This window comes from Vallitalea sediminicola, from assembly GCF_054408565.1.
Genome location: NZ_BTPT01000008.1, coordinates 92,102 through 114,941 on the forward strand (window position 1 = coordinate 92,102; position 22,840 = coordinate 114,941).

At 30.6% G+C, this 22,840-nt stretch carries 22 protein-coding genes; 20 read left to right on the forward strand and 2 right to left on the reverse strand.

All coding sequences use genetic code 11. The features are described 5' to 3' along the window. Positions 1 to 48 precede the first annotated feature (48 nt). Positions 49 to 1,029 (reverse strand): helix-turn-helix domain-containing protein, encoded by a 981-nt coding sequence (locus ACX6CF_RS03585; protein WP_458783929.1) that lies wholly within the window; start codon positions 1,027 to 1,029, stop codon positions 49 to 51. A 196-nt stretch (positions 1,030 to 1,225) separates the two neighbouring features. Here ACX6CF_RS03585 and ACX6CF_RS03590 point away from each other — a divergent pair, with 196 nt between their 5' ends. Genes ACX6CF_RS03590 through ACX6CF_RS03620 form a run of 7 tightly spaced genes read left to right on the forward strand, consistent with a single transcriptional unit; the run spans position 1,226 to position 9,609 of the window. Further along, on the forward strand, positions 1,226 to 2,176 hold the full coding sequence (locus ACX6CF_RS03590) for an ABC transporter permease (RefSeq protein ID WP_458783930.1): 951 nt from the start codon (positions 1,226 to 1,228) through the stop codon (positions 2,174 to 2,176). Then, positions 2,177 to 2,950, forward strand: a complete 774-nt coding sequence (locus ACX6CF_RS03595) for an ABC transporter permease (RefSeq protein WP_458783931.1) — start codon at positions 2,177 to 2,179, stop codon at positions 2,948 to 2,950. A gap of 1 nt (position 2,951) precedes the next feature. Beyond that, a complete protein-coding gene (locus ACX6CF_RS03600) occupies positions 2,952 to 3,749 on the forward strand; it encodes an ATP-binding cassette domain-containing protein (protein ID WP_458783932.1) in 798 nt (265 codons plus the stop codon). Beyond that, on the forward strand, positions 3,734 to 4,456 hold the full coding sequence (locus tag ACX6CF_RS03605; RefSeq protein WP_458783933.1) for an ATP-binding cassette domain-containing protein: 723 nt from the start codon (positions 3,734 to 3,736) through the stop codon (positions 4,454 to 4,456). The genes ACX6CF_RS03600 and ACX6CF_RS03605 overlap by 16 nt, the downstream gene beginning before the upstream one ends. Further along, positions 4,453 to 6,066 (forward strand): ABC transporter substrate-binding protein, encoded by a 1,614-nt coding sequence (locus tag ACX6CF_RS03610; RefSeq protein WP_458783934.1) that lies wholly within the window; start codon positions 4,453 to 4,455, stop codon positions 6,064 to 6,066. Before ACX6CF_RS03605 ends, ACX6CF_RS03610 begins: the two co-directional genes overlap by 4 nt. A gap of 11 nt (positions 6,067 to 6,077) precedes the next feature. After that, positions 6,078 to 7,868: an ABC transporter ATP-binding protein gene (locus tag ACX6CF_RS03615; protein ID WP_458783935.1), complete on the forward strand. Its 1,791-nt coding sequence runs from the start codon at positions 6,078 to 6,080 to the stop codon at positions 7,866 to 7,868. Then, entirely contained in the window at positions 7,861 to 9,609 is a 1,749-nt protein-coding gene (locus ACX6CF_RS03620; RefSeq protein ID WP_458783936.1) for an ABC transporter ATP-binding protein, read from the forward strand. The genes ACX6CF_RS03615 and ACX6CF_RS03620 overlap by 8 nt, the downstream gene beginning before the upstream one ends. A 63-nt stretch (positions 9,610 to 9,672) precedes the next feature. Here ACX6CF_RS03620 and ACX6CF_RS03625 read toward each other — a convergent pair whose 3' ends face one another. Next, positions 9,673 to 10,395, reverse strand: a complete 723-nt coding sequence (locus ACX6CF_RS03625; RefSeq protein WP_458783937.1) for a helix-turn-helix domain-containing protein — start codon at positions 10,393 to 10,395, stop codon at positions 9,673 to 9,675. Positions 10,396 to 10,582: 187 nt separating this feature from the next. Here ACX6CF_RS03625 and ACX6CF_RS03630 point away from each other — a divergent pair, with 187 nt between their 5' ends. The 13 genes from ACX6CF_RS03630 (at position 10,583) to ACX6CF_RS03690 (ending at position 22,750) form a co-directional block, all read left to right on the forward strand. Then, complete coding sequence (locus ACX6CF_RS03630; protein ID WP_458783938.1) at positions 10,583 to 10,963, forward strand: YbaN family protein; 381 nt, start codon at positions 10,583 to 10,585, stop codon at positions 10,961 to 10,963. Further along, entirely contained in the window at positions 10,956 to 12,731 is a 1,776-nt protein-coding gene (locus ACX6CF_RS03635) for an ABC transporter ATP-binding protein/permease (RefSeq protein ID WP_458783939.1), read from the forward strand. Before ACX6CF_RS03630 ends, ACX6CF_RS03635 begins: the two co-directional genes overlap by 8 nt. Continuing rightward, complete coding sequence (gene cydC, locus ACX6CF_RS03640; protein WP_458783940.1) at positions 12,724 to 14,397, forward strand: thiol reductant ABC exporter subunit CydC; 1,674 nt, start codon at positions 12,724 to 12,726, stop codon at positions 14,395 to 14,397. Before ACX6CF_RS03635 ends, cydC begins: the two co-directional genes overlap by 8 nt. A 69-nt stretch (positions 14,398 to 14,466) precedes the next feature. After that, the gene (locus ACX6CF_RS03645; RefSeq protein WP_458783941.1) at positions 14,467 to 14,769 is read left to right on the forward strand and encodes a nitrous oxide-stimulated promoter family protein; all 303 of its coding nucleotides are present in this window, start codon (positions 14,467 to 14,469) and stop codon (positions 14,767 to 14,769) included. A gap of 169 nt (positions 14,770 to 14,938) precedes the next feature. Beyond that, positions 14,939 to 16,060, forward strand: a complete 1,122-nt coding sequence (locus tag ACX6CF_RS03650) for a TlpA disulfide reductase family protein (protein WP_458783942.1) — start codon at positions 14,939 to 14,941, stop codon at positions 16,058 to 16,060. A gap of 17 nt (positions 16,061 to 16,077) precedes the next feature. Next, positions 16,078 to 16,212, forward strand: a complete 135-nt coding sequence (locus tag ACX6CF_RS03655) for a CD1871A family CXXC motif-containing protein (protein ID WP_458783943.1) — start codon at positions 16,078 to 16,080, stop codon at positions 16,210 to 16,212. 22 nt (positions 16,213 to 16,234) lie between these two features. After that, positions 16,235 to 17,080 carry a 4Fe-4S binding protein gene (locus tag ACX6CF_RS03660; protein WP_458783951.1) on the forward strand — a complete coding sequence of 282 codons (846 nt, stop codon included), beginning with the start codon at positions 16,235 to 16,237 and terminating at the stop codon, positions 17,078 to 17,080. A 276-nt stretch (positions 17,081 to 17,356) separates the two neighbouring features. After that, entirely contained in the window at positions 17,357 to 18,040 is a 684-nt protein-coding gene (locus ACX6CF_RS03665; protein WP_458783944.1) for a response regulator transcription factor, read from the forward strand. Next, entirely contained in the window at positions 18,016 to 19,158 is a 1,143-nt protein-coding gene (locus ACX6CF_RS03670) for a sensor histidine kinase (protein WP_458783945.1), read from the forward strand. The genes ACX6CF_RS03665 and ACX6CF_RS03670 overlap by 25 nt, the downstream gene beginning before the upstream one ends. 53 nt (positions 19,159 to 19,211) lie before the next feature. Further along, entirely contained in the window at positions 19,212 to 20,654 is a 1,443-nt protein-coding gene (locus ACX6CF_RS03675) for an ABC transporter permease (protein ID WP_458783946.1), read from the forward strand. A gap of 11 nt (positions 20,655 to 20,665) precedes the next feature. Continuing rightward, positions 20,666 to 21,346 carry an ABC transporter ATP-binding protein gene (locus ACX6CF_RS03680; protein ID WP_458783947.1) on the forward strand — a complete coding sequence of 227 codons (681 nt, stop codon included), beginning with the start codon at positions 20,666 to 20,668 and terminating at the stop codon, positions 21,344 to 21,346. 233 nt (positions 21,347 to 21,579) lie between these two features. Then, positions 21,580 to 21,912 (forward strand): PadR family transcriptional regulator, encoded by a 333-nt coding sequence (locus tag ACX6CF_RS03685; RefSeq protein ID WP_458783948.1) that lies wholly within the window; start codon positions 21,580 to 21,582, stop codon positions 21,910 to 21,912. Continuing rightward, the gene (locus ACX6CF_RS03690; RefSeq protein WP_458783949.1) at positions 21,905 to 22,750 is read left to right on the forward strand and encodes a DUF1048 domain-containing protein; all 846 of its coding nucleotides are present in this window, start codon (positions 21,905 to 21,907) and stop codon (positions 22,748 to 22,750) included. Before ACX6CF_RS03685 ends, ACX6CF_RS03690 begins: the two co-directional genes overlap by 8 nt. The last annotated feature ends 90 nt before the right edge of the window (positions 22,751 to 22,840 follow it).

The following is a 22,840-nucleotide window of genomic DNA, read 5'->3' on the forward strand; positions in this document are numbered from 1 at the left end:
AAGCATAGATATAAAAAACTTTTCCATTCTTGTGGAAAAGTTTTTTTATTAATCATTTGCTGGCTCTATGGCAACAGATAGTTTCCGATATTCACTAGGTAAAATTCCTGTGCTTTTTCTAAAAGTATCTGAAAAGCTGCTAGCTTTCTTATAACCAATTATTTGAGAAATCTGTTTGATACTTAAATCAGTATTGGAAAGAAGATGTTCTGCGTGACTCATACGCTTGTTAGTTATATATTCGTAAATAGTGCATTTGTATACAGTTTTAAAAGAGTATTTAAGTTTCGTTTTTCCCATACAAGCTATTTTGGTCAATTGATCCAAATTGATATCAAATCCAAAGTGGTCATCTATGTATGCAGTCACAGTAGCCAAATTCTCTAAATCTTGCTGTGATGTATGTTTCACAGAATATGTAGGATTATCTCTAGTCTTTTGAACAATAAGTGATATTGCTTCGGCGACTTTGCTTTCAATGAAAAGTTTTGCGTATATACCTGTGAAATGACAATTTTTTATTTGCTTAAGTAAAAATACTAACTCAGGAAAATCTTTTAGACCATCAACACTTAAAAAAGCATTTAATGGATTTTCATATTCTCCTGGATACTTAGCTTTCAGATAATCTTCATAATAATCAGGCATGATTAAGATAGCTGTACATCGGATAGGGATGTTTTTATGGTACAGAGCCTGATAACAACCATGACCCATATGTCCTTTTATATAAGAAGATGATAATCTTTTATATGGTTTTAATTCTTCTCCAGAAACTGACTCGTAATAATTAATACTTATATAACGAGGTTGGTCATATTCAAAAAACAAATCTTCATTATATGAAAAATCCATTATGGATATAGAAAAAAGATTATTATAATAATAAACCCAATAATGTCCTTGCCCTCTATGGGGAGAGAGGGTATAGCAAATCCATTCATCAGGATATACATTATTATCATCATCTCTATAAAATCCATTTTCTAATAAACAAGTTTCGTACATACTTTTCTGCAAATATGTCATTTATATACCTCCAATACCTCTAAAAGACAAAAATATACCTTCAAAAGACAAACTTATACTAACCGTATTGACTTTATGAGGATATAGAATATAATGTGTACTAGTCAATTGATATTGATTATTGCTTTCAATTATATCAAATATGAAATTTTGATGCAAGGTTTATTGGGTAGAGAAAAAGAGTGGAGGATGAAAAATGAAAACAAATAGATCATTTCTAAGAAGAATATCAGAGATATTGTTTACTTTTCTTATAGTAAGCATATTTTCATTTGTGCTAATGAGACTTTCTCCAGTTGACCCAGCAACTGCATATGCACGTAGGAGTATGATGAATCCTACAAAAACACAGATAGAAGAAGTTCGCGTCAAGATGGGATTGGATAAACCACTAATGATACAGTATGTTAATTGGATGGGAGATGCCTTTCACTTAGATTTTGGAGAGTCTTTAGTTAACGGAGAATCAGCACTGAAAGAGTTAGGTCAAGGAGTACCAATAACCTTAAAAGTAGTTTTACTAGCAGCTGTCATTGAAGCAATAGGAATTGTGATATTTGGTTGCTTTCTTTATTATTTCCAAGGTAAATGGGAAGGGTTTTTATTAAGTATATTAACATTGGCTGCTATTTCGATCCCTGGATTTTACATAGCTAGTATTTATCTTGATATCTTTGCAGTGAAATTAAATATTATATCAGTGGCACAAAATTCAGGGTTCATGAAGTATTTCCATCCGGCTCTTTGTCTTTCTTTAGCTCCTATGGCATTCTACGCTAGATTATTAAAAGATGGGCTTGAAAGAGAAGCTCATGAAGACTATGTATTTTATTTAAGATGTAGAGGGATAAGTGAAAAAAGAATATTGTTGAGGCACACATTGCCTCATGGTGTCATATCATTAATCCCTAGTTTCTTACAAAATATTGGATTAACCTTGGCAGGGGCAGCAATAATTGAAAGGGTATTTTCATTACCTGGATTAGGATATCTGATTATTGATAGTGTCCTTAATCGTGATTCTCCTATGATACATTTGGCAGTTCTTTTTCTTGCGATGATGTTAGTGTTACTGAATATTGTTTCTGATTGGATTCAGGAATTGCTACAGAAAAAGAATTTAGCTAAAAGGGAGGAAACTATATAAATGAAAAAACGTATATGCATAATTATTTGTTTGATCTTGATAGTACTCTGTACATTTGGATATCTATTTGCACCTAATGACCCTAATTTAGTTAACCTTAGTATCCGTTTACAACAGCCAAGTGGAAATTATCCATTTGGAACAGATACTATGGGCCGTTGCGTGTTGTCACGAGTTTTATATGGAGGAAGAACTACACTTTCCATTGTATTGTTTAGTGCAATTATTATATTAATTATGGGAGTACCTATAGGATCGATTATGGGAGCGGCAAAAAAAAAAACTGGTTTTATCGGAGACAGTTTACTTAATGCGGCTACAGCGTTACCACCAATTGCCTATTTAATTGTTTTTATGGGAGCTTGGGGGAGTGGCGCATTCACAACAATGATTGCTGTTACGTTATCTCTATTTTTGAGAGTAATAAAACTAGTGAAATCAAAAACGGAAATAGAATATGGACGTGCATATGTTCTCTGTGCTACTGCGTCTGGAGCATCACGTTGTAGGGTTTTATTTGTACATATACTTCCCAATTTATTACAGGATGTGGTGATGTTCTTATTCCTATCCTGTGCAGATATGATAATGATGATTACAAGCTTTTCATTCATGGGATTAGGTCTTGGAGATAGAGTGGTAGACTGGGGGAGTATGATTCTTGATGCTCAATCAGTAGCTATGATGCGACCTCATCTGATTATCTATCCAATAGCTTTTGTCTTTATGTGTACAGCAGTATTTAATATATTGGGAAAAGAATTGGAGGGATAATATGCTGGAAGTGAAAAATATTAGTGTTGATACTAAAAATAAGAAAATCTTAGATAATTTTTCCCTACAATTAAATCAAAAACAGATTATTGGTCTTACGGGGCAAAGCGGTTCAGGAAAAACTACACTTATAAGAGCTATCATGGGTTTTCTTAGTAGAGAGTGTTCATTGACTTCTGGAAGCATAATTCTAGATGGGAAAGAATTGACCAATCTATCTTTTAATAAACGAAGAGAATTATGCGGGACAACTATAGGGTATATACCTCAAAGTCCCATGACAAGTTTTGACCCAAGATTAAAAATCGGAGAACAGATGATAGAAACCTTGAAGGTAAGATTAAAAAAGAAACTTGAAGAATGTAAGATTTTAGCATTAGAAGCACTGGACATGGTGAATCTAACTGATGGTAAACGTGTTATGGAATCCATTCCAGCACAATTATCAGGAGGGATGCTTCAAAGAGTCGCAATGGCACTTTTGATTTCAATGAAACCTAAATATATATTAGCAGATGAACCTACGTCCGCTTTAGATATAGAAAACAGGGATTTACTATTAAAACTATTAAAACTATTAAAAGAAGAATGTACCAGTGCAGGGATACTATTCATTTCACATGATGTAGAATCTATGCTGAAACTATGTGAAACAGTTATAGTACTGGAACATGGACGTTCTATAGAACAGGGTTCAATGGCAGAGTTATTAACATCTCCAAAGCAACTATGGACTAAAACTTTTGCAAAAAGTTATTCTAATCTAGAAAGGGAGGAGTGGTCATGGAGAGAATTGTAATTGATAATATTTGTCAAAGATATATAGGAGATAATGGTGAGAAAATACCTGTATTACAACATATCAATATGACTTGGAACCAAAAAGAAAGTATTGCTTTAATGGGAGAAAGTGGTTCAGGAAAGAGTACATTAGCTCGATTGATTGTAGGCTTGGAAAAACCAGTAAAAGGACATATCATTTTTAATGGAGAAGACACCAATTCATGGAAATATAATGATTGGCAACAACATCGTGATAGATTACAAGCTGTTTTCCAAGATGCATCAGGAACATTGAATCCCAAAAGGTCTGTGTATCAAAATATGGAAGAAGCCTTGATTAATTTGACCAATAAATCAAGAAAAGAAAGAAAAGATGTTTTGTATGAATTAATGGAGATGACAGGTATAAGCCAAACTCTTCTAAAATCACCAATAAGATTATTATCAGGAGGTGAGCAGAGGCGTATTTCACTACTAAGAGCGTTAGCTGTGCATCCAAGATATTTGGTTCTAGATGAGGTCACAAGTGGACTTGATCTCATTTCAGCAGATTGTGTACTTGATACTTTGGAATTATATCGTGAAAAATTTGGATGTTCTTATTTATTTATTACTCATGATTGGAATCATGCCTCTAGATTATCTGACCGGGTATTGATTATAGAAAAAGGAAAACTAAAAAGAGAAGCAATACCAAATATTAAGAAAGAAGGAATAATATGAAAAACAATAAAGTAATAGCTATGATAGTAACGATTTTAAGTTTAACAATGATATTTAGTGGTTGTGGTGGTAAAAAAGAAGATATCCAAAATACTCTAGGGGAATCAGATAGCAATGAAAAGATTTTATCTATAGCTTCAGGAGGAGAATTAAATAATCTTTCAACAATTATAATGGATTCTAACAATGCTTGTGCTCAAAAATTAGTTTATGAGTGTCTTGTTGTTTATGAAGAAGGAGAATTCCATCCCTGCTTAGCAAAAAGTTGGGAATGGAGTGAGGACAAAACTGCTATAACATTTCACCTAAGGGAAGGAGTCAAATTCCATGATGGGGAAATATTTAACGCAGAAGCAGTTAAGGAAATCTTGGACTATTATAAAGCTAATCCCAATAACGCTTTTTTGAAAGGGATTTCTACTATTACTAATATAGATATTGTAGATAATAATACTGTATGTATTAATTATCAAGCACCTTATTTTGCAATATTAAATGATCTGAGTTCACCTGATGTAGCGGCAATGATATCACCAAAGACTATTGAACCTGATAATTTTACTCAGTTGAAGGGATTTGTTGGTACAGGACCATATAGATATAGTGAATTTGTCAAAGGTGAATATACAGAATTCGATTATTATAAGGATTATTGGGGTGAAAAAACATATTATGATAAAGTAATAGCCAAATATATACCAGATTCAGCATCAAGATTGAAAGCACTACAAACAGGAGAAATAGATTTGATTTTTGGATCTGCGATGTTGACATATGATGACTATAAACAAGCATCAACATTGAAAAATGCTAAAGGTAAGATTGCAGACAAAGATGAGCGTACAAGAAATATCGTAGTGAATGCTTCAGGAGAGATGTGTTCAGATATTAATGTGAGAAAAGCAATTGCTATGTCAATAGATAAAAAAGTCATTTCAGATGGACTAACTTATAGTTATGAAAACGTGGCGGATAGACTTTTTCCAAAAGGAGTAAAACATGCTGACTGTACTTTGAATAATAAATGGGAGTATAATCCAGCTGAAGCAGAGAAGTTATTAGATGCAGCAGGATGGACTATGAATTCAAAAACAGGTATTCGTGAGAAAAATGGTAAATCATTAAAATTATCATTTACATATCAAGTAGAAGTAGCAATCAATAAGGACATTGCAACAACAATCAAGAGCCAACTAGCTAACATAGGTATTGATGTTGAACTTAATGGATTAGAGCAAATGCTATGGTGGCAGACAGATATGAAGGGAGATTTTGATTTAACCATATGGAATACTAATGCTACAGCAACAGTACCACAGACTTATTTTACCCCTTGGCTCAATTGTTCAGCAGGTATGGCTGCTAGCTCAAGACTTCCTGAAAAAGCGGATATAGATAAAGCTATCAATGAATATCTACAAGCGACAGATGATGAACGAATTGATGAGATTTTCAATTATCTAATCAATTTTAGTAATGACAACGTTATTGACATCCCGCTAACTTATACAAAAGAAAGCATTGTATATAACAGCTCTAAGATAGCAGATTATGATTTTTATGGATACTCAGAATTCTTTGATATATCTAAGTTAAGAACTATAGAATAAAGGAGGTTCCCATGAAAAAACAAAATTGGTTTAGTATCTTATTTTCTTTTGCTGAAAGATGTAAAGGTAAAATGTTATTGTCTGTGATTACAGCGATTATCAGTGTTATTGGAGGAGTCATTCCATATATTGCTGGATATCACATTATCATATTATTCGCTACCCATGAGCCGAATAAACCGGATCTGATATACTGGTGTGTTGTTTGTATTGGAGGATATGTAGTAAAGCTTATTTTCTATGCCATTTCAACAACATTATCTCATGTATCAGCGTATACGATTTTAGAAGAAATAAGATTAAGGATAGCTGATAAATTAATGAGAGCACCATTGGGTGAAGTTTTAAACAGAACAATGGGAAGTATAAAAAATATATTTGTCGATAAGGTTGAAGAGGTAGAACATCCATTGGCACATATGATACCAGAGGGAATTTCCAATTTGTTTTTACCCATTATACTTTTTGTGTATTTAGTGACAATCGACTATAGGATGGCACTAGCAACAATTGCAACAATACCATTGGCAGCTATTCCATTTATGTCATGTATAAAAAATTACTCTAGTCAGTATGAAAATTACATGAAAGCAAATACTCATGTAAATAGTATAATTGTTGAGTACATAGAAGGAATTGAAGTAGTGAAAGCTTTTAATCAAACCACATCATCATATGAAAAATTTGTTGATGCAGTAAGTTCTTTCAAAGAATTTACACTAGCATGGTTTCAAGGTACATGGAAGACTATGAATCTGACATTTGCAATTTTGCCTACTACTCTTTTGGGTGTAGTACCTGTAGGAATTGCGTTATACATATATGATGGATTTTTACCATCGGATTTGACAATGTGTATGCTATTGGCTCTTGGAATAATTGCTCCTATAATGAAATTTTCATTATTTCTGAATGAAGGTAAAAATATGCAATACGCAGTAATGGCAGCTGATGAACTTCTGTCATTACCGGAATTGCCTGATTGTAAAGATAATGTGAGCGTTGAAGGTTATGATATTTCTTTTGATGGAGTTGATTTTTCATATACAGGAAAAGAAGAAAACAAGGTACTAAGTAATATTAATCTACATATTGCTCAAGGTACGTTTAATGCATTGGTAGGTCCTTCGGGAGGAGGTAAATCCACTTTTGCCAAATTAGTAGCCAGATTCTTTGATGTTACAGCTGGATCAATTTCCATAGGAAGTACTGATATTAGAGATATTCCTCTTTCTCAGTTGTCAAAGATGGTAAGTTTTGTTACGCAAGATAATTATCTATTTGATTGTTCAATAAAAGAAAATATAAGATTAGGTAATAGTCAAGCTTCTGATGAAGAAGTTTTTGCAGCAGCAAAGGCAGCATGCTGTGATGAATTCATTCGTAAGTTGGATAATGGATATGATACTTCAGCTGGAAGTGCCGGTAACAAGCTTTCAGGAGGAGAGAAACAGAGAATTTCTATTGCAAGAGCATTTCTAAAAGATGCACCTATAGTTATTTTAGATGAAGCTACTGCTTTTACAGATCCAGAGAATGAAAGTAAAATACATAAGTCCATAAAAGCTCTTAGCAAGGGAAAAACATTATTGATTATAGCTCATAGATTATCGACAATAAAGAATGCGGATCAGATAGTGGTATTAGAAAAAGGTAATGTAGTAGATGTAGGAACTCAAAAGGAGTTATTGGTGAAATGTCCATTGTATAAAAAGATGTGGGAAGCTCATGTTGGAGCTCAGAGATGGGCTGTATCTGGAAGAAAAGAATCTGTTAAGAAGGGAATGAATAATTATGTATAGGACAATACTTAGAATTATTCAGTGGACAGAGGGGTATAAAAAAAGACTATATATAGGATTTGTGTGTTCGTTTTTCACGACTATATGTTCAGCAATACCTATAATGGTTGCTGCAATATCACTGGATAAAATATTTGCTGATATGAAAAACGAGCAGAGTATTTCACCTAACATGATATGGATTACTCTAATTATTATTGGGGCATTAGTGTTACTTCGTTATTTTTTCTCTTATTGGCGAGCTAAACTGCAAGAAAGCATTGGTTATGAAATAGGTGCAAAACAACGTATTGATATTGGAAATATACTTAAAAGAGTTTCATTAGGATATTTTGGCAAAAACAGTATTGGTGATATTTTATCTGCGACTACGACAGAATTATCTATATTAGAATTACAGGGAATGAAGATGATAGACATTGTAGTGAATGGTTATATAAGTGTTATTACAACTGCTATTTTTCTAGCTTTCTTCTGCTGGCAAGCGGCTCTGATTGTGGTAATAGGAGTATTGATTTCAACATTAGCTTTGAACAAGATAAGTGTAAGAAGTAGAGAAACAGCTCCAATTTCTCATAAAGTAACTGAAAAAATGGCAGATGCTTCTATAGGCTATGTAAGAGGAATACCTATTGTAAAATCATATGGACAAGAAGGTGTTTCTATAAAAAGTATAAAAGATACCTGTAAACAAAGTAAAAAGATTAATCTTAAGATAGAAAGAGGTTTTGTATCATTGAATTGTTTGCACCTCTTTACGCTAAAGGCATCATCTGTGGCTCTAATGTTCATTGCTGGATGGATGACCCTAAATGACCAGATGGATCTTTCTATATTAATAATGGCAGTGATGTTTTCCTTCACAATATTTGGAAGTGTTGAACCAATCAATGAGGCATCTCATATTTTAGGAATTATTGAATCCGCTATGAATAAACTTGATAAAATCAATCAAGCTGAATACATTGATGAAGGTGGAAAAGATATTGATATAGAATCTTATGATATTAGATTTGAAAATGTAACATTTGGTTATGATGAGCAAGAAATAATACATGATATATCTTTCAATCTTCCACAGAATACAACTACAGCAATTGTTGGACCTTCAGGAAGCGGTAAGAGTACTGTATGTAATCTTCTAGCAAGATTTTATGATGTAACTTCTGGAAATATATATATTGGAAATAATAATATAAAAGAATTTACTTGTAATAGTTTGTTGAAAAACATTAGTATGGTATTTCAGAATGTATATTTATTTCATGACTCAATACATAACAATATAAGATTTGGTAATCCTAATGCATCTAAGGAAGAAATAATAAATGCAGCTAAACAAGCCTGTTGTCATGATTTTATTATGGAACTACCAGAAGGTTATGACACTGTGATAGGAGAAGGTGGCTCATCCTTATCAGGTGGTGAAAAACAAAGGATATCCATAGCTAGAGCTATTTTAAAAAACGCTCCTATAGTTATCTTGGATGAAGCAACAGCAAGCGTTGACCCAGAAAATGAACATTTGATACAACAAGCAATATCTGCTCTTGTTCATGGCAAGACGATTATAACAATAGCTCATCGTCTAGCAACTATTGAACAAGCAGACCAGATTTTAGTTATTTCAGATGGAAGGATTAGTCAAAGAGGAACACATCAACAGCTTATTAAACAAAAAGGAATATATAAAGATTTTATTAACATACGTAAGCAGACCGAAAACATCAGTATAGTATAATATTAAAAAAATATGATAGATATAAATAGGCTACTATAGCAGAAATAACAGGTATGTGGGGGATTAAATTGAAATACTATTCCTATACTTCAATGGAGTTTTATCTGTAAATTTCTTGAATACTATAGAATAATAATTCTGGGTATTGAATCCAATTGATACAGCTATATCTAAAAGTGATAAATTAGTATTTATGAGTAAGTTTTTACTTTTCTCAACTCTATAATTATTCAAGAAGTTAGAAAATGTGAAGCCAGTTTCCTTCTTGAATACTTTACAAAAGTAACTTTTATTCACAGATAAATCAGTACATAAGTCATCCAAACTAATACATTGTGTATAATTCTCATGTATATATTGGATGGCTTTTTTTACGTGTACATTGAACTTTAAGTTGCTCATACCGTTACTAAAATTATTATCAGCTATATTCAATATTATAGAAGAAAAAAATTCTAGACAGCTTTTGGGTTTGTAAGGAATATATTCATTTCCGTTTTTATCACATTTGATGGGACCAATTATGAAGTATCCTCTATATTTATTGAATCTGGATATGGGAACTATTATGAAATTAATATCCTTAGGATAGCTTAAATTAAGATTGAGTAAGTTATTAGGATTATCATGGGGGATATCTCTATAGATATTACAGTTATTAAAGATTTGTCTTGAAATAGGATTATATCCAACACTACAAAGTTCATTAAAATTAATATCTACTGCTATTACAGGTAGATTACAGCAGTTAAAGAAGTCGGAAATTATATTATTTATAAAGTTCAATATTTACTCCTCCTTATAAATGAGTTATATATAGTTATAAAAAAACAAATATAGTTAAGTTTTTTTATGAGTAATGATATATAATTATACATGAAATTGATAATCAATATCGTTTATAATACATATTATTAAGTAACAGAGTTAATTTGTCAATAAAAATATTATATCACAGGTTGGGAGGGTAAGTATGAAAATAATATATTTAACTGCTGGGTTGATTTTTTTTATCATAGGTCTTATAGGAGTTGTACTTCCAATATTACCTACAACTCCTTTTATGCTACTTACATCATATTGTTTATTAAAAAGTAGTGATAAGTTGAATGATAGATTCATTAAAACAAAATTTTATAGGGAGCATGTAAAACCATTTAAAGAAAATAAAGGTATGACAATAAAATCAAAATTAGTAATAATAATACCTGTAAGTATAATGTTATTAATTATGGCTGTATTAGTAGATAACACTATAATGAGAATAGTTATTGCAGTTCTTTTGACAGTAAAGATAGTAGTATTTTCTAGAATTAAAACTATAAAAACAGAGGTGTTAAATGATGATGAGTAAAAGATTATTATCACTAAATGATAGTTCCAAGAAATGGATAGCACTTACAGTATTTATGAATTGGATAGCAATAATATGTAATATTGCTATAATATTATTTATTGGTGATATGATAGATAAGTTATACAACAATGATTTTGATTTTAATCTGACAAAACGATTTTTAGTTGTAATTTTAATATTAGCAATAAAATTTGTCAGTAATAAATTATCAACTACATTCTCCTATTATTCATCGGCAGGAGTAAAGAAATCTTTGAGAGAAAGTATTTATAAAAAGCTGCTAAGTCTAGGAGTAAACTATACTGATACAATATCTACTTCATCAATAGTTCAGATATCGGTAGATGGTGTAGAAGCTCTTGAGGTTTATTTTGGAAGATACCTACCCCAGTTATTTTATAGTTTATTAGCGCCTGTTACATTGTTTGTAGTAGTATCATTTATTAGTTTTAAAGTAGCTATAGTACTTTTATTATGCGTTCCCCTAATACCTATTTCAATAATAGCAATAATGAAAATTGCTAAAAAATTATTAGGTAGTTATTGGAAGATTTACACCAATCTAGGAGATTCTTTTTTAGAGAACATACAGGGACTTACAACATTAAAAGTATTTAATCAAGATAAAGAAAAAAATATTAAGATGAATCAGGAAGCGGAAAGTTTTAGAAAGATAACCATGAAAGTGTTAGCAATGCAATTGAATTCCATAACTATAATGGATCTAATAGCATTTGGTGGGGCGACTGTAGGTATATTAATAGCCCTCAATGAATTCTCAGCAGGTAACATAAGTGTAGGTGGAGTGATTGTTATAATACTGTTATCTTCAGAGTTTTTTATACCACTTAGGTCATTAGGTTCTCTGTTTCATGTTTCCATGAACGGAATGGCTGCAAGCGATAAAATATTCGATTTGCTGGATAAAGAAAATGAGAAGGAAGTAGATTTAACAGAAAAAGAGAAGAAATCACTTGAAAATATTAATATAGAATTTGATGATGTGACATTTAGCTATGATAAAGAAAGAATAGTCCTAAAGGATATAAATCTACAAATAAAAGATAAGAGTATAATAGCTTTAGTAGGTGAAAGTGGTTGTGGGAAAAGTACAGTAGCTAATTTACTCTTAAAACTAAAAAAAGTAGATGAGGGAGAGATAACTTTAAATGGACTTAATATAAATGATATTCCATTTAATTATTTGAGAAAAAAAATAGGGATTATAAGTCATAACTCATATATATTCAATGGAACAATAGAAGATAATTTGAGAATGGGAAAACGTGATGCAAATGATGAAGAGATAAAAAATGCTCTTGAAAATGCTAATTTATATGATTTTGTCATGGAACTCCCAAGTAGATTAAAGACTAATGTAGGAGAAGGTGGAGCTCTTTTGTCTGGAGGACAAAAGCAAAGATTAGCCCTTGCTAGAATCATACTTTCAGATCCAGAAATAATTATATTTGATGAGGCAACCTCCAACATTGATGTTGAAAGTGAAGAAAAAATATGGGAATCAATTTATGAATTAGCTAAAGACAAAACTGTCATATTGATATCTCATAGGTTAGCTAATGTGAAAAATGCAGATATGATATATGTATTGGATAAAGGAAATATGGTTGAAGGTGGTAGTCATAGTAATCTTATGAATAATAAATCAAAGTATCATAATTTACTCAAACATCAAGAAGAATTAGAGAGTATATGTATGAAGAATGAATCAAGTATCAAAAGTGAGGTGGCTATCAGTGAATAAAAGACAATCAGGTATTAAGATAATGACTAGACTTATTAAGGTTCTGAAGCCACTAAGTCCAATCATGGTTATTACAATTTTCTTTGGAGTAATAGGATATTTAGCATCTATGTCAATAATGACATTTGGGGCAGTAGCAGTGTCAGAGAAATTAGGAATAGATATGGGATTTACTTTATCTCAAGCCATAAGTATAATAATAGCTTGTGCAGTATTAAGGGGTGTTTTAAGATATATTGAGCAATATTCAGGGCATTATATAGCTTTTAGAATACTAGCCATACTTAGAGACAAGGTATATAAAGCACTAAGAAGATTAGCACCAGCCAAACTTGAGACAAAGGAAAAAGGGAATTTGATATCTATAATAACTAGTGATATAGAGTTATTAGAAGTATTTTATGCTCATACAATAGCACCAATCGCTATAGCGATATTGACTTCAACTATAATAATTATCGTATTATATAATATTAATGCTCTATTTGGGATATTATCAGCTGTATTCTATATACTGGTAGGATATGTGATACCTGTATTATCATCAAAACTTGGTAATGATGCAGGATTGAAATATAGAGATGAATTTGGTAAGACAAACAGTTTTTTACTGGATTCACTAAGAGGTATAAAAGAGATATTGTTTTTTGGGGAAGGAGATAGAAGGCTTGAAGAGATAAATAATAATAGTGACAGATTAAACTCTAAGTCAAAGGTCATAAAATCCCATGAAGGATTAATAAGAGCAATAACCGATTTTACTATAATGATAGCTATACTTACTTTTTTATTTACAGGTATACTTCTTTACAGAGATAATATTCTTAATCTAGGAGAAGTGTTAGTAGCTCTAGTATTACTATCAAGTTCATTTGGTCCCGTAGTAGCGTTGAGTAGCTTATCCAATAATCTAATTCATACTTTTGCATGTGCACAGAGAGTATTTGATATATTAGATGAGGTGCCAGCAGTTAATGAGATAGAAGGAGATATAGAGCTAGAATCAAACGATATAGCTATAAAAGATGTGAATTTTAACTATGATTCTAGAAATAACGAGTTATTGAAAGACGTGAATTTACAGATAAACAAAGGAGATAAGGTAGCTATAATAGGATCTAGTGGTTGTGGTAAAAGTACTTTAATTAAGCTTATAATGAGATTTTGGGATGTTAATTCAGGAAGTATAAGTATAGATAATAAAAAGATAAATACTATACCAAGTAAAACTCTTAGAAAAAATCAATCATTAGTGAATCAGGAGACGTTCTTATTTAATGATACTATAGAGAATAATATAAAAATTGGTAATAAGGATGCTGCACATAAAGAAGTAGTTAATGCTTGTAAAAAAGCATCTATACATGGATTTATTATGACACTTCCAAAGGGATATGATACTAATGTAGGGGAGCTTGGGGGGGATTTATCTTCAGGTGAAAGACAAAGACTTGGAATAGCGAGAGCTTTTCTACATGATGCTCCAATCATTATTTTAGATGAACCTACTAGCAATTTAGATACTTTGAATGAGGCTGAAATACTTAAAAGCATAAATAATGAATGTAAGGATAAAACAGTTATAATGGTGTCTCATAGAAAAAGTAGTGTATCAATTTGTGATAAAAAAGTGTATGTCAATGAAAATAGATTTTCATCACTTTAAAAATCCATTACGATTTTGAGGAATCAAAAAAGAATAATATCCTTATTAAAAAAAGGAGATAGTTTTTTAATGACAAGAATAGAAAAAGAAAAGCGTATGATTGCTCAGATGATAAAATTATATTGTAAGAAAAATCACCACAATAAAGAATTATGTAATGAGTGTAAAGAGTTACTAGAGTATGCATTAAAGAGACTAGATCATTGCCGTTATGGAGAAAATAAGACATTTTGTAATAAATGTCCCACACATTGCTATAAAAAAGATAAAAGAGAGCAGATGCGAAATGTAATGCGTTTTAGTGGTCCACGTATGATTTTACATAATCCATTAATAGTAATTAAACATCTTATACAAATGAATAAAACTTGATGTTTAAAAAGTCAACATACATTTGATATGTTGATTTTTTTTACAACTTCTATACAACTTCCATAAACTTCCTATACAGTTAAAGAATATACTGGGTTTGCAGTGAGAACATTCATTGATATTAAGAAAGAAAAATTTCATAGGAAAAAATAGAAAGGAAGTTAACAATATGATAAAAAGAATAATGACGATTTTATTAATTGCATGCCTAAGTATTTCAATAATAGGATGTGGAAAGGAGAATGGCAATAAGGAAAAACAAGACGATAAGATAGTACAAAAGGATAATTCAGCAGATGAGAAAGAACAACCAGATAACTCTCAAGAAGAGCAAAGTCCTTCAGAAGAATTACTGGAAGATGTTAATCCAAAGACTTTTAAGATGCAAGAAATGGGTATATTGCTTACTTATCCAAAGTTATGGCATGAAAATTTTGATAATATGATGGGATGTGTAAATGGAGATTTTCAATTAAAGACTGAATCAGGATATAATATGGAAGTAAAGGGAAGTGTACTATGGGGGTATTTTATTGAGCCTAATGCATATGATTTTGCAAATCTATTTTTTATTTTAAAAGATGAATGGAATAAAATGATAGAAAATGGTTATTCAATAAAAGATTTTTTAACTGAAGAAAATAGGTTGCTTTTTGAACATGAACCAACTATAACTACACATGAAGAAAATGGTTATATGTATATAATAATTACTCCTGATAAGAGTAAAATAACTGAAAAAACAGATGAAGAGAAACAGTATAAAGATATGTTAGTGACATCTGAAGAACTGTTGAAATCAATAGAATTTATAGAAATTGTAACACAGGAACAAAGAGATAAAAGAGCAAATGAATCTTTCACAGTTATTCCTCAATTCAAAGCAAAAGATACAAATGGTAATGATGTAGACAACAGTATTTTTGAAGGCAAAAAACTTACAATGATTAATGTATGGGCAACAACTTGTGGAGCATGTGTTGATGAAATGCCAGAATTACAAAAACTCTATAAGGAAATGAAAGAAAAAGACATTAATGTAATAGGTATAGTAACAGATGCTTCAGAGGAGCTTGAACTAACAAAAACAATAATTGAAAAAACAGGGGTAGAATATACAAATATAGTACCAGATGATAGTTTGAATGAATATCTAAAGAATTTGACTGCAACACCTACTACAATATTTGTCAACGAAAAAGGTGAAAAAGTAGGAGATATACAGATAGGAGCACCTAGAGAAAATGCAAAAGAGGTATATGAAGAAGAGATTAATAATCGTTTGAAATAGTATAAGGTGGGCTATAAGTGAAAAAGTATATTAGGATTTTATTAATAACAATAAGTCTCGTGTTTATTGGTATAGGTATCTATAGAGGTGAGTTAAATAATGCTTTCAATAAAGCGATTAATGTATGTTTGGAGTGCATAGGAATTGGGTAGATATAGAAGAATTGTTCAAGTAATGATAGCTGTTGTAACTAATTTACATTTAAAAGGTTTTTTAACAGGTAAAATATATACTGGTAAGATGAAAAAAATATGTGTTCCAGGGCTTAATTGTTATTCTTGTCCTGGGGCGCTTGGAAGTTGTCCTATTGGGTCTCTTCAAGCAGTTATTGGAGGAATAAAATATCAGTTTTCATTTTATATGATAGGTCTTTTGATGCTGATAGGAAGTGTAGTGGGGAGATTCGTGTGTGGTTGGTTATGTCCTTTTGGGTTAATTCAAGAACTGATACATAAGATTCCATTACCAAAAGTGAAAGTTAATAAAGTTTTCAGTAAGTTAAAATATTTGAAGTACTTGATTTTGGTGGTTTTTGTATTTTTACTTCCTATGTTTTGGGTTAATATCGTGGGGATGGGAAAACCAACCTTTTGTGAATTTATTTGCCCAGCAGGAACTTTGGAAGGAGGAATACCCCTTGTTTTACTAAACAAACCATTAAGAGCTGTTATTGGATTTCTATACACATGGAAAATAACATTGTTGGTTATTACAATCATACTATCAATCTTCATATTCAGACCTTTTTGCAGATTCATATGTCCACTTGGAGCGATTTATTCATTGTTTAATCCTATAAGTCTATATAGATTGAAGATTGATTCAGACAAATGCACAAGTTGTGGTATTTGTAGTATAAAATGTAAAATGCAAGTTGATGTTTATAAGAATCCCAATAGTCTGGAATGTATAAGATGCGGTGAATGTATTTCAAGCTGTCCCCAAAATGCAATAGAAATAGTTAAACCTAAGTTACCATTAGTAAAAAATAGCAGAAGTAATTTGAGGGAAGTTAAATAATTAATATTATATAGATAATTGTTACTTAATAAAATACCTTTGTGCAGAGGATAGTTATATAGAAGTGACTGTCTCACGATATGCTTTTTCGTAGTCCATAATCTAGGACTATTAGATGCTATTGTGAGACAGTCCTTTTTGTGTGGCTACAATCATAAAGTTTTTGAAGAAGAGATAAATTAGCATCTATATTCAATGGTTATGGGTATAATATTTAATAGTTGATATTATAGGACAGTTTGTGACTTTTAAATATATTACAGGGAGATATTAATTATGAGATTATTAATAATTGAAGATGAAATTGAATTAGCGAACACTTTGAAAATTGGTTTGTCGAAATTAGGATTTGCTGTTGATGCAGCTTATGATGGATTAGCAGGAGAGGATAAAGCATTAATAAATGACTATGATATTATTATATTAGATCTGAATCTACCTAATAAAGATGGGATTAATATATGTAAAACATTGAGAAATGAAGGTATAGAAGCTTCTATTATAATGTTGACAGCTAGAGATTCGGTTTTGGATAAAACACATGGTCTTGATTCGGGAGCAGACGATTATTTAATAAAACCTTTTGCCTTTGAAGAACTTAGAGCTAGGATTCATGCACTTGTAAGACGGACTTATAGAAAAAGCAATCCAATTATTAGCATAGGTAAGCTTACTATCAATCCTCTTTCTAAAGTAGTAACTTATAATGATAAAGAAATAACTCTAACAGCAAAAGAGTTTGATATATTGGAATACATGGCAATAAAACATCCAGAGGTTATATCCACCGAAGATATTTTAGAACATGTGTGGGATGAGAATGTAGATTCTTTTTCTAATGTAGTAAGAGTACATTTAGCTAATCTAAGAAAAAAACTAAAAAATGAATCAGGTTCTCCTCTAATAGAAACTATAAAAGGAAAGGGGTATCGTCTATGTTCAAACTCAAAACAAGAATAGCATTAATCTATTGTGCATTTCTTGGGTTAACCATAATTGTTTTTTATATATTTTTTAATATAGCTCTTAAAAGTAATTTGAATAATATTTCGTTGATTAAAGAAATATATCCTTCAGGTGTATATTTTAGCGTTTATGAAGTTCCAAGTAATATATCAACATTTAATAATAAAATAGTTTTTAATCCAAATATCCTAGAAAAAACAGATGTGAATACTATGCAATTTGACAAATTATTAAAAGATGAATTGTTCAATAGATCTATTCTAGTATCCTTAAGTACACTTATAATTATTTTGACAATAGGATTTTATTTTAGCCGTTATTTATCTACTCTTGCTTTGAAACCATTAAATCATGTTACCCAAGCTATTAAAAACATTTCTTCAGATAATTTGAATACGGATTTAGACCTGACAAAATTAAATGCAGACGATAAAATTGTAAAATTAGCAAATTCTTATAATGAAACTCTAAAAAAATTAAATAGAACATTTTCAGATCTAGAGAGATTCAATTCTTATGCTTCTCATGAACTAAGAAATTCACTGGCAATATTAAAAGCCAAAATTGAAATAGGGGTTAAAAATGAAGAACTCAACAAATATGTAGATAATGTTGAAGAGACTGTTAATGATATGCTGATTCTATCCTCAAGACAAATGAAAAATAAAAGAGAACCAGTTGATTTAGCTTTAATCACAGCTAAAGCCGTTGATGAATATTCATTGACCAGGAAACAAATTAAATTAAGTATTCCAGAAGAAGGTGTATCAACAGTATTAGGAAATGAAACATGGTTATCTAGATGTGTATGTAATTTGCTAGATAATGCTATAAAGTATAGTTATAAGGATTCACCTATCTTAGTTTCAATAATAGAGCAGGATAATGCAATAATATTATCGGTAAAAGATTATGGAATAGGTATTCCTGCAAGTGAGCAGGAAGATATATGGAAACCTTATTATAGTATTGATTCTAATAATAATGTTCATGGTATCGGGTTAGCGTTAATTAATAATGTGGTAGATTTAAGTGGCGGAATGGTATGGGTAGATAGTTATGAAGGAAAAGAGAGTACTTTTTATATTTCACTTCCTATTTCTTTATCTTAACTTAACATTGGATTATATATAATGTAATTACAATAAATTTAAGAGGTGAAAATATGATAAGTATAAAATTAGCATTGAAAAATATCGTAAGAATAAAAGGACGAAGTATCATGATAGGAATAATAATGTTAGTTATTTCTATATCAGCGTTAGTAAGTTTATCTATTCAATCAGGTACTAAAGAAACTTTATTAGAGGCGAGGCAGAAATTAGGAAGTGATGTTACACTAGAAGTCAATATGCAGAATATGCAAAAAAAAATCATTGAAAATATGCAAAATGGAAATTCGACCAAAATAGACATGGAAACATTAACTACAGAAATTGCAGAGCAGTATACAAAATCAAAATATGTTAAAGATTATGATTACAGTATTGATGTACCATTAATCACAGATAACAAAGTAGTAGGTGAAAATGATGGTGAGAGTAATGTTAGTATAATGAATAATTCAGAAGGAAATTCAGAAAAAGGTTCAATGACATTTCCAGAAATTAAATTGATTGGTAATCTTAATTCAGAATATCAGAAAGAATTTAAAAATGGGAATAAAACTATTGTTGATGGAAGATTATATACAAAAGAAGAAGTAGAGAAAAAAGAACCTGTGGTAGTTATAAGTAAAAATTTAGCTGATCTAAATAATCTAGAAGTGGGAGACACATTTACGGTAAAAACATTAGGTGAAGATAGTAAAGAGACTGATTTGAAAATTATTGGATTATATGAAGATAGAGTTCAGCAAGATATAACTATACCTTTGCCATTTATGAGTAGAGATAATGAGATATATACTCCTTTAACAATAGCTGATTCATTAAGGGGAGGTATTGATGAATCAATAATTAATTCTGCAACTTATATTATTGATGATCCTGCCAATATCGCTGCTTTTAAAGAAGAAGTTAAAGCTAATGGTGTAGATTTAGAAAGTTTTGTATTGGATGCTAATGATGAATCTTATACAAAAATGGTTGGACCATTGGAGAAATTAAATTCCATAATAAGATTATTTTTAATTATTGTAGTTATAACTGGGGCAATAATAATGGTTTTACTTATGATAATAACAACAAGAGAAAGAAAATTTGAAGTCGGAATATTAAGATCATTAGGTGTAAAAAGAGGTAGAATAGCCCTACAATTTATAACGGAAACATTAATAATAGTATCTTTTGCTTTAATAATTGGGATAATGGCTGGAAAAACCGTATCTCAAAAAACAGCTGATTATTTACTTCAAAAAGAAGTAACGGCCCAAAAAGAAGCTGATGAAGAAAATAATGATAATCCTACAAATATAATGAATATAGGTAATTCATCTATTGATAATGTTGATGTGGAAGCAATAGACGAAATAGATACTAAAGTTGAGATTAAAGAAATTCTATATTTGATTCTTATAGCATTATTTATATCTTCTTGTGGAAGTGTAGTTTCATCTTTTTGGATAATGAAGTATGAACCAATGAAAATTCTAAGTAATAGAGTATAGGAGGCGTTATAATGACAGATATATTAAAATTAGAAAATGTTTCATATGAATATAATAATAAAAGTGAAAAAGTAACGGCAGTTAGAGATGTAACAGTATCTTTTTCGAATGGAAAACTTCATGCTATAACTGGACAGTCAGGGTCAGGTAAAACAACTTTATTATCGCTTATGGCAGGATTAGATAATGTATCCTCAGGAAATATACTTGTTAACCAAAAATCTTTAAGTGATATGGATAAAGATGTTTATAGAAGCTTTGACGTTGGAATAATATTTCAAGCGTTCAATCTACTACCTCAGTTAACTGCTTTGGAAAATGTATTACTATCATTGGAAATAGCTAAATACTCTTCAAAAGATAGGAAAACGGTAGCTGTAGAGGTATTAAAAAAAGTAGGTATGACCGAGGCGAAAATGAATAGAAAAGTACTGAAATTAAGTGGAGGCGAGCAGCAGAGAATTGCTGTAGCAAGAGCATTAGCTCCGAATCCAAAGATAATATTAGCTGATGAACCTACTGGTAATTTAGATCATGATACAGGTACTGCAATAATTGATTTATTACTGGATATTGCTCATAAAGAAAATAAGATTGTTATTATGATAACTCATTCAAGAAACATAGCAAATAGGTGTGACAAGATATATGGAATGAAAGATGGGATATTATTACCGATCAAAGTTAGTTAATCAACAAGCTCCTTGATAATATTCTTAATAGAAATTATTTAGTAAGATATACTCTGTTAGAGATTACATACCTTTTAAAAAAAATTAAAGGTAGCTAAACAGAGTATATCTTATATTATTGTTGTATAAAAATGATTTAGATACCTATGAAAAATAACTACTTGACAATATAGAGTAGTGGAGATATAATGAATTTATACTACTTGACAATATAGAGTAGCGGGGTGTGATGGATGGATAAAGCGCAATTGTTAAAAGGTATATTGGATGGCTGTATTTTACAGATTATCCAGCGAAAAGAAACATATGGTTATAAGATTACAGAGGAATTGAATGAAAAAGGATTTTCTGATTTGAATGAAGGAACAGTGTATCCTATTCTTGTCCGATTGGAGAAAAAGGGACTAATTAATTCATCTTCAAGGGTTTCACCCCTTGGACCAAGACGTAAGTATTTCAAATTAAGTGAGGAAGGTAGTATATATTTGATTGAATTCAAAAATCTTTGGGACGGTATATCAGGTGCTGTTAATGAAATTTTAGAAGAGGGTGATGGGAATGACTAATAATAGTAGAAATAAAATTTTTATAACTGTAGGATTTACCATTTTATTGGTAATACAGATGTTAATCTTTCTATCAGTAAAAGGATTTGAGTCAGCTTCTTTAATGGTATTGTTCATAGCAATTATTCTTTTGGCTTTTATAGCAATAGGAATAAGTACTATTGATTTAAAGCAGACAAAAGAAAGAGTTAAAAATCTACCAGAAGAATATAAAAAAGTTTACTTGGATGCGAATGAAATTATAACAATGAGTACAATGACAAAAGGTCAAAAAAGAGATACTATGGTTATGGTACTTGAAATCTTTGAACATGCAGCTATAGAAAAAAGAGATGTCTATGAGGTAATAGGAAATGATTTAAGAGTTTACTTGGATGAGTTCATTGAAGTTTCTGGAGGTAGAACAACACCATTGCATTTAATAGGATATTCTACATTTTCTTTTGTGGCATATCTGGTAGCCATGAAACTGTATTTACTATCAAAAAATAGTGAATGGAGTTTGGAAGGACTTAAAGCAAATCCTCTTAATTTAGGTATTATAGTAGTTTACGCAGTTATTGCTTATGTTTTTATGCCTCTTAATTTAATTATTATGCAAAAAGCAGCTAATGAGCAGTGGATAGGTATTAAAAGAGGATTGATACTAATACCATTTGTAATACCTATAGGACTGATTGCAGCTATGATGTTGATACGTGATCCTCATATTAAAGCTATCGTTGATATGGATGTGCCGATTTTTACATCAGTCATATCTGTATTTATTGGTGCTGTGGTGTTATTTATAAGTTTTCTTTTAATGAAAATTGGTAGAAAATTCAAATATCATAAATAAGTTGATTTGGCTATATAATAAAATAATAAACGCGTAAACCGATAAGACAAATATACAATGTCTTATCGGTTTTTTGGTGTGCCCAGCATG

Bases quoted from the DNA above. Each gene is read 5' to 3' on its own strand.
- ACX6CF_RS03670 (WP_458783945.1), top strand. From the start codon at position 18,016: ATGTTCAAACTCAAAACAAGAATAGCATTAATCTATTGTGCATTTCTT.
- ACX6CF_RS03615 (WP_458783935.1), top strand. From the start codon at position 6,078: ATGAAAAAACAAAATTGGTTTAGTATCTTATTTTCTTTTGCTGAAAGA.
- ACX6CF_RS03680 (WP_458783947.1), top strand. From the start codon at position 20,666: ATGACAGATATATTAAAATTAGAAAATGTTTCATATGAATATAATAAT.
- ACX6CF_RS03630 (WP_458783938.1), top strand. From the start codon at position 10,583: ATGAAAATAATATATTTAACTGCTGGGTTGATTTTTTTTATCATAGGT.
- ACX6CF_RS03645 (WP_458783941.1), top strand. From the start codon at position 14,467: ATGACAAGAATAGAAAAAGAAAAGCGTATGATTGCTCAGATGATAAAA.
- ACX6CF_RS03610 (WP_458783934.1), top strand. From the start codon at position 4,453: ATGAAAAACAATAAAGTAATAGCTATGATAGTAACGATTTTAAGTTTA.
- ACX6CF_RS03585 (WP_458783929.1), bottom strand. From the start codon at position 1,029: ATGACATATTTGCAGAAAAGTATGTACGAAACTTGTTTATTAGAAAAT.
- ACX6CF_RS03685 (WP_458783948.1), top strand. From the start codon at position 21,580: ATGGATAAAGCGCAATTGTTAAAAGGTATATTGGATGGCTGTATTTTA.
- ACX6CF_RS03665 (WP_458783944.1), top strand. From the start codon at position 17,357: ATGAGATTATTAATAATTGAAGATGAAATTGAATTAGCGAACACTTTG.
- ACX6CF_RS03595 (WP_458783931.1), top strand. From the start codon at position 2,177: ATGAAAAAACGTATATGCATAATTATTTGTTTGATCTTGATAGTACTC.
- ACX6CF_RS03650 (WP_458783942.1), top strand. From the start codon at position 14,939: ATGATAAAAAGAATAATGACGATTTTATTAATTGCATGCCTAAGTATT.
- ACX6CF_RS03635 (WP_458783939.1), top strand. From the start codon at position 10,956: ATGAGTAAAAGATTATTATCACTAAATGATAGTTCCAAGAAATGGATA.
- ACX6CF_RS03660 (WP_458783951.1), top strand. From the start codon at position 16,235: ATGATAGCTGTTGTAACTAATTTACATTTAAAAGGTTTTTTAACAGGT.
- ACX6CF_RS03605 (WP_458783933.1), top strand. From the start codon at position 3,734: ATGGAGAGAATTGTAATTGATAATATTTGTCAAAGATATATAGGAGAT.
- ACX6CF_RS03675 (WP_458783946.1), top strand. From the start codon at position 19,212: ATGATAAGTATAAAATTAGCATTGAAAAATATCGTAAGAATAAAAGGA.
- ACX6CF_RS03590 (WP_458783930.1), top strand. From the start codon at position 1,226: ATGAAAACAAATAGATCATTTCTAAGAAGAATATCAGAGATATTGTTT.
- ACX6CF_RS03620 (WP_458783936.1), top strand. From the start codon at position 7,861: ATGTATAGGACAATACTTAGAATTATTCAGTGGACAGAGGGGTATAAA.
- ACX6CF_RS03600 (WP_458783932.1), top strand. From the start codon at position 2,952: ATGCTGGAAGTGAAAAATATTAGTGTTGATACTAAAAATAAGAAAATC.
- ACX6CF_RS03690 (WP_458783949.1), top strand. From the start codon at position 21,905: ATGACTAATAATAGTAGAAATAAAATTTTTATAACTGTAGGATTTACC.